The organism is Nocardioides sp. Z22_16, from assembly GCF_058134365.1.
In genome coordinates this window covers 147287-158908 of record NZ_JBYTTI010000002.1, presented here as the reverse complement: position 1 = coordinate 158908, position 11622 = coordinate 147287, and the positions used below count along the sequence as shown (strand labels likewise).

The window sequence follows — 11622 nt, the reverse complement described above, 5'->3', positions numbered from 1 at the left end:
CCCTCGGCTGGACGCACAAGGATGGTGCTGATCGTGATCTTGCTGACCCGACTCTCCGGGACGACGTTCGTCTTGAACTCCGACCTGATCGAGCGCATCGACGCCACCCCGGACACCGTCATCACGCTGACCGACGGGACGAAGTACGTCGTCGCCGACTCCATGACCCAGGTCGTGGCGGCGATCCGCGGCTTCCGCTCCGAGATCGTCGCGCTCTCCGCCATGGTGCCGCCCGACCTCGAGGAGCTCTTCCCGACGCCCTCCACGGCGCGCCTGGCCCCGGTCTCGGCCCTGCCGGGCTTCGAGGCCTCCGCCCACGCCGAGCGACGGGAGCAGTGATGGATCCGGCAACCCTGATCGGCATCCTGCTCGCCTTCCTCATCATCATCGTGTCCAACATGATGGAGGGCGGCAACCCGATGTCGATGCTGCTCCTCCCTCCGATGCTGCTGGTCTTCGGGGCCACCCTGGCGATCTGCTTCGCCGGCGGCACCGTGGCCGACGGCAAGGCGGCGTTGACCTCGCTCAAGCGCGCCTTCACCGGCAAGGCCGCCTCCTCGGCGGACCTGGTGCCGGTGGTCGTCCAGCTCGCCGAGCGCGCCCGCCGCGACGGCCTCCTGGCGCTGGAGGACCAGCTGCGCGGCATCGACGACCCGTTCCTGGTCAAGGGCGTCACCCTGGCCATCGACGGCACGGACCCCCACGAGGTCCGCGAGATCCTGGAGGCCGAGGTCTACTCCAAGCGGGTGCAGGACAAGCACGCGGCCAAGTTCTTCGGGGACGCCGGCGCCTACGCACCCACCATCGGCATCGTCGGCACCGTGATGGGCCTGGTGCACGTGCTGGAGAACCTCGCGCAGCCCGAGGAGCTCGGCCACCTCATCGCCGCAGCCTTCCTCGCGACGCTGTGGGGCGTCTGCTCGGCCAACGCCATCTGGCTGCCGATCTGCGCCCGGCTCAAGCGCCTCAGCGACCTGGAGTGCACCCGGATGGAGGTGGCGATCGAAGGGATCGCCGCCATCCAGGCCGGCGCCAACCCCCGGGTGATCGCGCAGAAGCTCCACTCCCTGCTCCCCGCAGCGGAGCTGGCCGCCCTCGCCAAGGCCGCCTGATGGCCTCCGGGAAGCGGCACATCGAGGAGGAGCACGAGAACCACGAGCGCTGGCTCGTCACCTACGCCGACATGGTCACCCTGCTGATGGTGCTCTTCATCGTCATGTTCGCGATGAGCCAGGTCGACGAGAAGAAGTTCAGCGCCCTCAAGGAGGGGCTGGCCGCCGGCTTCGGACAGTCCGCGGTCGTGATGGACGGCTCCGAGTCGCTCCTCGACAACCCCGGCAGCGCCGCGGTCAAGACGATGAGCCCCAAGCAGTACGCCCAGCTCAGCCCCGAGCAGCAGGAGGCGGTGACCGAGGCGGTCGCCCAGCACGAGCGGCTGCGCACCCAGCGCTCCTACGCCGAGGCCGAGGCCGAGGCGGACCGCCTGGCCAAGATAAGGCGCCAGCTGCGCCGGGCGCTGACCGCCCAGGGCCTCGAGGAGGACGTGGTCACCTCCATCGACAACCGGGGCCTGGTCGTCAGCCTGGTCTCCCGGCACGTGGTCTTCGAGGCCGATGTCGCCGACCTGACCGCGCGCGGACGCCAGGTGGTCGACACCCTCGCGCCGGTGCTCGCCCGGATCCCGGACCCGCTCCAGGTCGACGGGCACACCAACCAGGTGCCGGTGAAGCCGAAGTACTACGCCAGCGACTGGGACCTCTCCGCCGCCCGGTCGATCACGGTGCTGCGCCACCTCAGCGAGCAGCGCGGCATCGCCGGGGAGCGGCTGACCGCCTCGGCGTTCGGCCACGAGAAGCCGCTGATCGACCCCGCCGAGCCGGGGTCGCAGCAGATCAACAAGAGGGTCGACATCGTGGTGCTCTCCTCGTTGCCGGCCGAGACCCGGGAGCTGCTCGAGCAGGCCTCCCGCGACGTCGAGGACGAAGGAGACCGGACATGACCGTCACCGCGATGCCCCCCGCCCCGGGGAGCGCCCAGATCGAGGAGCCCGAGGCCGAGAAGAAGGGCGGCAAGAAGAAGAAGCTGATCGTGGTCGTCGTCCTGGTGCTGGCCCTGGCCGGCGGCTGGTTCTTCTTCCTCAAGCCGTCGGGACCCGTCGAGCCGGTGGCCGGCGAGGTGATGGCGCTGGAGTCGATGCAGCTCAACCTCGCCGCCGGCCACTACCTGCGGCTGGGCCTGGCCCTCCAGCTGGTCGAGGGGGCGCACGAGGTCGACGGCAGCAAGGCCCTCGACGCCTCCATCACCGTCTTCAGCGGCCGGGAGATGTCGGAGCTGGTGACCGGCGAGCAGCGCGAGAAGCTCCGCGAGGAGCTGATGGAGAAGCTCGACCACTCCTACCACGGCGACGTGCTGGAGGTGTACTACACCGAGTTCGTCACCCAGTGACGCCGCCGCGGAGCCGGACCGGCGGGCGCGCCGGAATGGTCTAGTCCAAAATCCTCAGGAGTGTCCCGGGGGGGCCGATACGACGTACGTGACCCCTCCCGCAGCCCAGGCCGCGTCCCCGCACGGGACGCCGGGTGCCCGTGCGCGCCGTCGCGGCCGCGGCGCGGAGCCGGTCGTCTACGACTTCCGGCGCCCGATCCAGCTCAGTCGCGAGCACTCCCGCATCCTGCAGCTCGGCTTCGACAGCTTCGCGCGACAGGCGACCACCGTCTTCACCTCCTGGCTGCGCACCGTCTGCGCCGTCCAGCTCCTCTCGATCCAGCAGCTCAGCTACGACGAGTACATCGACTCCCTCGCGGCGCCCACCTACATGGTCAAGCTGACCGCGGAGCCGATGCACGGCCTGGCCATGCTGGAGCTGCCGCTGCCCGGCACCATGGCCAGCATCGACCACATGCTCGGCGGTCCCGGCGGGAAGACCCAGCCGGTCCGGCCCCTCACCGAGATCGAGTCGGGGGTGATCCGCGGGCTGATCGACCGGCTGCTCAGCGAGATGCGCTACGGCCTGGCTGCCATCGCGGACTTCGAGCTCCTCCCCGCCGGCATCGAGTACAGCCCTCAGTTCGCCCAGATCGCCGGCGCCGCGGACATCATGGTGGTGGTGGAGTTCGAGGTGCGCATCACCGACATCCCGCACCGGATGACCCTCTGCCTGCCGTTCAACGGGCTGCTCCCCCACCTGACCAAGGCGGCCGCGCCGGCCCCGGTCTCCGAGCGCGAGCAGTTCAAGCGCGAGCAGGCGGCCAGCCTGCTGCAGCAGCGGTTCGCGGACGTGCCGGTCGAGGCCACCGTCCGGCTCCGGCCGACGACCCTGCACCCGGCGGCGCTCGCCGCGCTGCAGCCCGGCGACGTGGTCCGCCTCGCCCACCCCGCCTCGGCACCGCTGGACGTCTGCGTCGACGACACCCCGTTCGCCCACGCCACCGCCGGGGCCAAGGGCCCACGGCTCGCCGCCCTCATCGTGGGCACCCCCAAGGAGAACTCATGACCCCCCAGACGACCGTGCCGGACCAGACCCTCGCCGTCACCGCGGCCACGGCCGCCGCCGGCGTCCTGCCGGCGGTCACCCCGCTCAGCGCGGTCGGCGCCCAGCCCGGCAACGAGCACGTCACCGCCGCCTTCTCCGGGGCCTCGGTCGCCGTCCTGGAGGGTCGGGACGGCCGGACCCACCGGATCGCGGTGCTGGTCGGCGAGGAGTTCGTCCGAGCCCTGATGGAGAGCCCCCTGGGCGGGCTCGACCTGGCCGCCGCCACCCAGCCGGCGATCGACGCCGCGGCGGCCGCCCTCGACTGCACGGCCCGCGCCGCCACACCGGTGGACCTGTCGATGGTGGTGACCGACCTGGGCGGGCCGTTCACCGCCGTCCCGCTGGTCGGTCAGGGCATCGAGGCCGCCGTCCTCCTCACCGACTCGGCGCTGGCCCCCAGCCTCGTCGCCGCGGCGAGCACGGCGTCCCCCGTCTTCACCCCGCCCGCCCCCACGGGCCCGCTCTCGTACGGCGCGCCCGACCCGGTGCGTCCCACCGGGGAGCACGTCTCCTCCCGCCGGGGGATCGAGATGCTGGCCGGGGTCGACATGGAGGTCACCGTCGAGCTCGGCCGCACCCGGATGGCCGTGCGCGACCTGCTGGCCCTCTCGCCGGGCGCCGTGCTCGAGCTCGACCGGGCGGCGGACGGCCCGGCCGACCTGCTCGTCAACGGCCGGCTGATCGCTCGCGGCGAGGTCGTCGTGGTCGACGAGGACTTCGGCCTCCGGATCACCGAGATCGTGGACGAAACGGGCGCCTGACCCGTGCTCGAGCTCACCCTCCGGCTGGTCTTCTCCCTGGCCGTCGTCATCGGCCTGCTCCTGCTGCTGGCCCGCCTCGGCGCCCGCCGCTTCAAGGGCGGGGCCGGCTCGCTGGTCCGGGTCGTCCACCGCCAGCCGCTGAGCCGCACCTCGTCGGTGGCGGTCGTCACGGTGGGCAGCCGGGTGCTGGTGCTCGGCACTACCGAGCACCAGGTCAGCGTGCTGGCCGAGCTCGACCCCGAGGAGCTGGTCGCCGAGGAGCTGGCCGCGCAGGAGGAGCTGCGGACCCGGGAGACCGCCGCCGACCCGACTGCGGTGGGCGGCTCGGTCCTCTCCCCGCGCACCTGGCGGCAGGCGCTCGCCGCGCTCCGGGGCCAGGACGGCGGCCCCTCCGGCGGGCACCGGCCATGAGGTGGCTGCCCCGGCTGCTCGGCGCCGCACTGGCGGGCCTGCTGCTCGTCCTCCTCCTCGGGTCGGTCGGTGGCGCCGCGCACGCCGTCGACCTGGCGCTCTCCCCCGAGGGCCCCGGCGGCCCCGGCGGTCCCAGCGGACCGGGGGGCAGCTCGGTCACCATCGAGCTCGACGGGCTGACCGAGACGCCGACCAACTCCGTCGTCATCATCATCGCGCTGACGCTGCTCTCGCTGCTGCCGGCGATCCTGCTGACCTGCACCAGCTTCACCAAGATCCTGGTGGTGCTCGGTCTCACCCGCAACGCCCTGGGCCTGCAGCAGACCCCCAACAACCAGGTGCTCGCGGGGCTCGCCCTCTTCCTGAGCCTCTTCATCATGGGGCCGGTGCTCTCCCAGATCAACGAGGTCGCGCTCCAGCCCTACCTCGACGGGGACAAGACCTCCTCCGCCGCCTTCACCGACGGGATCGAGCCGCTGCGCGAGTTCATGCTCGACCAGTCGGGCGACGAGGAGCTGATCCTGCTCACCAACGTGGCCGGCCGCGACCTCCCCGAGGACCGCGACGACGTCGGGATGACCACGCTGGTGCCCGCCTTCGTGCTCAGCGAGCTCAAGCAGGCCTTCATCATCGGCTTCATCATCTTCATCCCCTTCCTGGTCATCGACATCGTGGTCAGCGGCGCACTGATGGCGCTCGGCATGATGATGATGCCGCCGGTCATGGTGTCGCTCCCCTTCAAGCTCCTGCTCTTCGTCCTGGTCGACGGCTGGGGGCTGGTGGTCACCTCCCTGGTCTCCAGCTACGGGGGGCCAGGATGACCGACACCGTCGTCATCGAGATCGCGCTGCGCACCATGCTGGTCGCGCTCAAGCTCTCCGCCCCGATCCTGGTCACCTCGCTCGTCATCGGCTTCGCCATCTCGCTCTTCCAGTCGATGACCCAGATCCAGGAGTTCACGCTCGCCTTCGTCCCCAAGCTGATCGGGGTGGGCGTGGCCCTGCTGATCAGCGGCAACTGGATGCTGCACACACTGGTGACCTTCACCCTGGACCTCTTCGAGGCGCTGCCCTCGATGCTCTCCTAGGCGCCCGCCGTGGTCCTCACCCTCGCCGGCCAGGAGCTGCTCGCCTACCTGATGGCCTCGATCCGGATCGGGGCGTGGCTGGCGGTGGTCCCGCCGTTCTCGTCGCGCTCGGTGCCGACGATGGCCAAGGTGGTGCTGGCCCTCGGCCTCGCCTTCACGGTGGCGCCCTCGTTGTCGGGGCAGGTCTCGGTCGGGACCTGGGACCTCGTCGTCGTCGCGGTCACCCAGGTGCTGGTCGGGGTCGGGATGGGCTTCGTCACCCATCTGCTCCTCCAGGCGATCACCGCGGCGGGCAGCCTGGTGGACATCTTCGGCGGCTTCGCGCTGGCCCAGGGGTTCGACCCGCTGGGCATGAACATGAACACCGTCTTCGGCAAGTTCCACCAGATGCTGGCCACGATGCTCCTCTTCGCCACCGGCGGCCACCTGCTGGTGATCGGCGGCCTGCTCACCACCTTCGAGCTGCTCCCGCTCGGCGAGCTGCCGGAGACCGCCGGGGCGCCCGGGATCCTGACCACCGCCTTCGGGATGTTCTTCGTGACCGCCGTGCAGATCGCCCTGCCGATGATCGCGGTGCTCTTCGTCGCCGACCTCGGGCTGGCCCTGCTGACCAAGGTCGCCCCGCAGCTCAACGCCATCAACGTGATGTTCCCGGCCAAGATCGGGCTGACCCTGCTGCTGCTCGGCCTCTCCTTCCCCGTCCTGCCCGAGGCGGTCGACCGGCTGGTCGACCTCGCCAACGAGGCGATGGCCGCCATCGCCGGCGGGGGGTGAGGGCGGGTGAGCGAGGAGAAGACCGAGAAACCGACAGCCAAGAAGAAGAAGGAGAACCGCAAGGAGGGCCAGGTCCCCCGCACCCAGGAGCTCGGCGGGTGGGCCTCGATGCTGGCCGTCGGGATGGCCCTGCCGATGCTGCTCGGCCGGGAGCTGACGGCGCTGCGCGACCTCATGACCAGCTGCCTGGTCGCCATGGAGGAGGCCGACGTGGCGCTCGCGCTGGAGCTGCTGAGTCGAGGGCTGTGGCACGTGGGCCTGACCCTGGTGGTGCTGGCCTCGGGGGTGATGGTCATCGGCGTCGCCGGAGCGCTGGCCCAGGGCGGGTTCTACCTGGCCACCAAGGCGGTCAAGCCCAACGTCAAGAAGCTCAACCTGCTCCAGGGCGCCAAGCGGGTCTTCGGGCCCCAGGCCCTGTGGGAGGGCGCCAAGATGCTGGTGAAGAGCTCGGCGGTGGCGCTCCTGGCCTATCTGGTCATCCGGTCGATGATGCCGATGCTGGGCGGGCTGATGCCGATCCCGGCCATCCTGGACGTGATCGCCGAGGAGTCGCTGGGGCTGATCCGCAACGTCGCCCTGGCGGGGCTGGTGATGGCCGCCGCCGACTACGCCTTCCAGCGGCGCAAGATCGGCAAGCAGACCCGGATGACCAAGCAGGAGGTCAAGCAGGAGCACAAGAACTCCGACGGCGACCCGCTCGTCAAGAGCGCCATGCGGTCCCGCCAGCTCGCCGCGGCCCGCAACCGGATGATGGCCGACGTGCCCACCGCCGACGTGGTCCTGGTCAACCCCACGCACGTGGCGGTGGCGCTGCGCTACGAGCCGGAGCGCGGCGCCCCCCTGGTGGTGGCGCGCGGCGCCGGCGCGGTCGCCGCCAAGATCAGGGAGGAGGCGGCGAGCCACCGGGTCCCGCTGGTGCGGGACGTGCCGCTGGCGCGCGCCCTGCACTCCTCCACCCGGGTCGGCCAGGAGATCCCGGCCGAGCTCTTCGGCGCGGTCGCCCAGGTGCTCGCCTTCGTGATCAGCCGGCGCACCCGAGGCCACCACGGCGGGGAGCACCGCAGCCCGCGCAGCGAGGCGGAGCTGCCGCCGGTGCTGCCGGCGGGCCGTCGCCGAAAGTCCTCAGAACCCGCCGCCGACGGCCGATAGGACCCTCGTGACACCAGGACGGTGTCTGCCGCGCCACGGAGGGCGCACCGGATGAGGTGACCCTTCGAGAGGACCGTGCGTGAAGCGCTTGACCCAGCTGGGTGTGCCGGTCGGCATCGTGATGATCGTCGTGATGCTCGTGGTCCCGCTGCCGGCGGTCATGCTCGACGTCCTGATCGCCCTCAACATCACCGGTGCGCTGCTCATCCTGATGGTGGCCATGTTCGTCACCCGGCCGCTGGACTTCGCCTCGTTCCCGGCGGTGCTGCTGGTGATGACGCTCTTCCGGCTGGCGCTCAACGTGAGCGCCACGCGCCTGGTGCTGCTCGACGGCTACGCGGGCAAGGTGATCGACACCTTCGGCCACTTCGTGGTCGGCGGGTCCCTGATCGTCGGCATCATCGTCTTCGCCATCCTCCTGGTGATCCAGTTCGTGGTGATCACCAACGGTGCGGGCCGGGTCGCCGAGGTCGGCGCCCGCTTCACCCTCGACGCCATGCCGGGCAAGCAGATGGCCATCGACGCCGACCTCAACTCCGGGCTGATCACCGAGGACCAGGCCCGGCTGCGCCGGGCCGAGGTGCACGCGGAGGCGGACTTCTACGGGGCGATGGACGGCGCGTCGAAGTTCGTCAAGGGCGACGCGATCGCGGCGATCGTGATCACCCTGGTCAACCTCATCGGCGGCTTCGCGATCGGCGTCGCCCAGCTGGGCATGCCCTTCGGCGAGGCGATCCAGACCTACAGCCTGCTCACCATCGGCGACGGCCTGGTCTCCCAGATCCCTGCCCTGCTCCTCTCCGTCGCCACCGGCCTGGTGGTCACCCGGCACGCCGGTGACGAGGACATGGGCAGCGACATCATCAAGCAGGTCACCGCCAACCAGATGCCGCTGCGCATCGCCGGCGTCGCGGCCTTCTCCCTCTGCCTGATCCCCGGACTGCCCAAGCTCCCCTTCCTGCTGGCCGGCGGGGTGATGATGCTCGCCTCCACCCGGGTGCCGCCCAAGCCGGACCCGGCCGCGGCCGAGGCGCAGCGCGCGGTCGAGGCGGCCCCCAACCCCGACTCCCCCGAGCAGCTGGCCGCCGAGATCCAGGTCGACCCGCTCGGCCTGGAGCTGGCCCCGGACATCATCGACCTCGTCGACCCCACCGTCGGCGGCGACCTGCTCGACCGGGTCAAGGCTCTGCGCCGCAAGGTCGCCTCCGACATCGGCATCGTGGTGCCGCCGGTCCGCACCCGCGACAACCTGGACCTGCCCTCGCGGACCTACGCGATCACCCTCTTCGGCATCGAGGTCGCCCGTGGCGAGGCCCCCTCCGGCCACGTGATGGCCATCGGCGACTACCTCGGCAACCTCCCCGGCCAGGCCGGTGTGGAGCCGGTCTTCGGCCTCGAGGCCAAGTGGATCCCCACCGAGCTGCGCAACCAGGCGGAGATCACCGGCGCCACCGTGGTCGACCGTGCCTCGGTGATCACCACCCACCTCGCGGAGGTGGTCACCCAGCACGCCGCCCGCCTCCTGGGCCGCGAGGACGTGCGGCTGCTCACCGACGTGGTCAAGCGCTCCCACCCGGTCGTCATCGAGGAGCTCACCCCGACCCAGCTCAGCCTCGGTGAGGTGCAGCGGGTCCTCCAGAGCCTGCTCGACGAGAAGATCTCGGTGCGCGACCTGGTCCGGATCTTCGAGGCGCTCTCGCTGCGCGCCGCCGCCTCCAAGGACCTCGACGGCCTCGTCGAGTCCGCCCGCCAGGCGCTCGGGCCCGCGGTGGTCGCTCCCTACCTGCAGAACGGCGACGTGCACGTGATCAGCCTGGAGCCCCAGCTGGAGCACCGGATGCTGGAGTCGATGCGGGCCACCGACCACGGCGCCGTGCTGGCGCTGGACCCCGACATCGGGCAGCAGGTGCTGGTCCAGCTCGCCGGCCTCGCCGCGGAGGCGGAGAACCGCGACCAGCGGCCGGTCCTCGTCTGTGCCCCCCAGATCCGCGCCGCGCTGCGCCGGCTGATCCGGCCCACCCTCGACCGGTTGCCGGTGCTCTCCTACTCCGAGCTCGGCGGCAGCGGGCAGGTCCGGTCCGTCGGCGTCGTCACCGGTGACCGCGCCCTCAACCCGACCGGGGCCCAGCGATGAGCATCGGCCCCCTGAACGGAGCGGTCCTGGGGGCGGCTGCCGTGGTCTCGTCCCCCGCCCTCTGGCTCGCGCTGGTCGACGGCACCCTGCCGCTCGGCGACGCCCTCTCCCGCTACCTGGTCTCGGTGCTGATGTGCTGGGCCGCCCTCAACGTGGTCGCCCAGCTGGTCACTCCTCGCGCTGCGACGTCCGCGCCGCCGCCGGTGCCGCTTCCCGCCGGGGCCACGGACGGCACAGAGCCTCAGACCGCGGCTCAGAGCGCCTGAGGCGGCGCCGGGACCCGCCAGCGGGCCAGCGTCCCGGTCGGCTCCCGGCCCCCGACGCTGAAGGTGCCGCCGAGCATCGCCGCGCGCAGCGCCACGTTCTCCAGGCCGCTGCGGGGGGCGTCCGGGTCGAGCGTGACACCGTCGTCGGCGACCTCGAGGCTGAGCCAGCCGGAGGTGAGCCTGATCTCCACCTGACAGCTGCCGGCGCCGGCGTGCCGCGCGACGTTGGCGAGCAGCTCGCGCAGGGTGGCCAGCAGGTGCTCGACGACCACCGGGGACTCCAGGGCGTCGAGATCGCCCTGGGTCCGCAGCAGCGGGGCGAAGCCGAGCCCGGGCGCGTACTCGCGCAGCAGCGCGCGGGCGTCCTGCCGCAGGCGCGGCCCGGAAGCGTGCTGGAGGGCGAAGATCGTCGACCGGATGTCGCGGATCGTCAGGTCGAGGTCGTCCACCGCGGCGGCGAGGCCCCGCCGCGTCACCTCCAGGTCGTCCTCGCGCAGCAGGCTGCGGATCTGCAGCCCGCTGGCGAAGATGCGCTGGATCACCACGTCGTGCAGGTCCCGTGCGATGCGCTCGCGCTCGCTCACCACCACCAGGCGCTCGCGGTCCCGGGCCGCCCGGGCCCGGTCGATCGCCACCCCGGCCTGCTCGGCGAAGGTGGCGACCAGCGCCCGCTCCTCCTCCCCCGGCGGGCAGGTGCGGCCGGCCCACCAGACCGCGAGGAGATGACGCTCCTCGCCGGCCACCCCGACCGGCAGCACCGCGACCACGTCACCGTCGAGGGTGAGGACGCGCTCCCCACCGGAGGCGAGGATCTCCCCCAGCGCCGGCCGGGACGCGGCGAAGAGGGTGCGACTGCGCGGCAGGTAGCCCCGCCTGACGTCGAGCGCCCTGACCTCGTGGAGCCCGCTGGGGTGCGGCACCAGGACCCCGGCGCCGGTCGCGGCGAGCGCCCGCCGGATCGAGCCGGTCACCACCGAGAGCACCTCGTCCAGCGGGACGGCGGAGGTGATGGCGTGGGCGACCTGGGTGGTCGCCTCCAGGCTGATCCGGCGCCGCTCGCCCTGGGCGTGCATCCGGGCGTTGCGCAGCGCGATCCCCGCCGTCCGCGCCACCGCCGCCACCCGCTGGGCGGCGTAGGCGTCGAACCCACCGCCCCCCTCCGGCTCGAAGACGGTGAGCCGGGCCGCCGGCACGCCGGCGACCTCGACCGTCTCGCTGAGCCGCGCGCTCCGTGGGTCAGGTGCCGGGGCGCGGCGGTACGTCGTCCCGCGCTGGGTGACCACCTGCCGCACCGAGCCCCGCTCGTCGAGCACCTCGACCCTGGCCCGCGCCGCGCCGGCCACCTCGCACCCGCCGACGGCGAGGCGGCGCAGCACGGTCTGCTCCTCGAGGTCGGAGCCGAGGTCCATGATCGTGGCCAGCAGGAGCCGCAGCCGCTCCACCAGCTCGTCGGGCAGGTCCTCGCCCACGCCGTCCCCCATGGCGCCAGCGTCTCACGCGCCAGGGCC

General features: G+C 72.1%; 14 protein-coding genes. 13 read left to right on the top strand and 1 reads right to left on the bottom strand.

Annotated features, from left to right (window positions below; all coding sequences use genetic code 11):
- Positions 1–33 precede the first annotated feature (33 nt).
- The 13 genes from AC3X7R_RS04960 to AC3X7R_RS04900 all read left to right on the top strand — a co-directional run bounded on the left by AC3X7R_RS04960 (position 34) and on the right by AC3X7R_RS04900 (position 10114).
- On the top strand, positions 34–339 hold the full coding sequence (locus AC3X7R_RS04960) for a flagellar FlbD family protein (RefSeq protein ID WP_489964457.1): 306 nt from the start codon (positions 34–36) through the stop codon (positions 337–339).
- Complete coding sequence (locus AC3X7R_RS04955; RefSeq protein WP_489964456.1) at positions 339–1112, top strand: motility protein A; 774 nt, start codon at positions 339–341, stop codon at positions 1110–1112. The genes AC3X7R_RS04960 and AC3X7R_RS04955 overlap by 1 nt, the downstream gene beginning before the upstream one ends.
- Complete coding sequence (locus AC3X7R_RS04950; protein ID WP_489964455.1) at positions 1112–1999, top strand: OmpA/MotB family protein; 888 nt, start codon at positions 1112–1114, stop codon at positions 1997–1999. The genes AC3X7R_RS04955 and AC3X7R_RS04950 overlap by 1 nt, the downstream gene beginning before the upstream one ends.
- Positions 1996–2445: a flagellar basal body-associated FliL family protein gene (locus AC3X7R_RS04945; RefSeq protein WP_489964454.1), complete on the top strand. Its 450-nt coding sequence runs from the start codon at positions 1996–1998 to the stop codon at positions 2443–2445. The genes AC3X7R_RS04950 and AC3X7R_RS04945 overlap by 4 nt, the downstream gene beginning before the upstream one ends.
- Positions 2446–2533: 88 nt before the next feature.
- Positions 2534–3493: a flagellar motor switch protein FliM gene (locus AC3X7R_RS04940; protein ID WP_489964453.1), complete on the top strand. Its 960-nt coding sequence runs from the start codon at positions 2534–2536 to the stop codon at positions 3491–3493.
- Positions 3490–4293, top strand: coding sequence for a flagellar motor switch protein FliN (gene fliN / locus AC3X7R_RS04935; protein ID WP_489964452.1), 804 nt, complete (start codon positions 3490–3492; stop codon positions 4291–4293). Before AC3X7R_RS04940 ends, fliN begins: the two co-directional genes overlap by 4 nt.
- Positions 4294–4296: 3 nt before the next feature.
- A complete protein-coding gene (locus tag AC3X7R_RS04930; protein ID WP_489964451.1) occupies positions 4297–4704 on the top strand; it encodes a flagellar biosynthetic protein FliO in 408 nt (135 codons plus the stop codon).
- Positions 4701–5525 (top strand): flagellar type III secretion system pore protein FliP, encoded by an 825-nt coding sequence (gene fliP, locus AC3X7R_RS04925; protein WP_489964450.1) that lies wholly within the window; start codon positions 4701–4703, stop codon positions 5523–5525. Before AC3X7R_RS04930 ends, fliP begins: the two co-directional genes overlap by 4 nt.
- Positions 5522–5791, top strand: coding sequence for a flagellar biosynthetic protein FliQ (locus tag AC3X7R_RS04920; RefSeq protein ID WP_489964449.1), 270 nt, complete (start codon positions 5522–5524; stop codon positions 5789–5791). Before fliP ends, AC3X7R_RS04920 begins: the two co-directional genes overlap by 4 nt.
- Before the next feature lie 9 nt (positions 5792–5800).
- Complete coding sequence (locus AC3X7R_RS04915) at positions 5801–6565, top strand: flagellar biosynthetic protein FliR (protein WP_489964448.1); 765 nt, start codon at positions 5801–5803, stop codon at positions 6563–6565.
- Positions 6566–6571: 6 nt separating this feature from the next.
- Entirely contained in the window at positions 6572–7714 is a 1143-nt protein-coding gene (locus tag AC3X7R_RS04910) for an EscU/YscU/HrcU family type III secretion system export apparatus switch protein (RefSeq protein ID WP_489964447.1), read from the top strand.
- A gap of 79 nt (positions 7715–7793) precedes the next feature.
- Positions 7794–9848: a flagellar biosynthesis protein FlhA gene (gene flhA / locus AC3X7R_RS04905; RefSeq protein WP_489964446.1), complete on the top strand. Its 2055-nt coding sequence runs from the start codon at positions 7794–7796 to the stop codon at positions 9846–9848.
- Complete coding sequence (locus AC3X7R_RS04900; RefSeq protein WP_489964445.1) at positions 9845–10114, top strand: hypothetical protein; 270 nt, start codon at positions 9845–9847, stop codon at positions 10112–10114. Before flhA ends, AC3X7R_RS04900 begins: the two co-directional genes overlap by 4 nt.
- Here AC3X7R_RS04900 and AC3X7R_RS04895 read toward each other — a convergent pair.
- Positions 10102–11595, bottom strand: a complete 1494-nt coding sequence (locus tag AC3X7R_RS04895; RefSeq protein WP_489964444.1) for a sensor histidine kinase — start codon at positions 11593–11595, stop codon at positions 10102–10104. The genes AC3X7R_RS04900 and AC3X7R_RS04895 overlap by 13 nt on opposite strands.
- Positions 11596–11622: the final 27 nt, after the last annotated feature.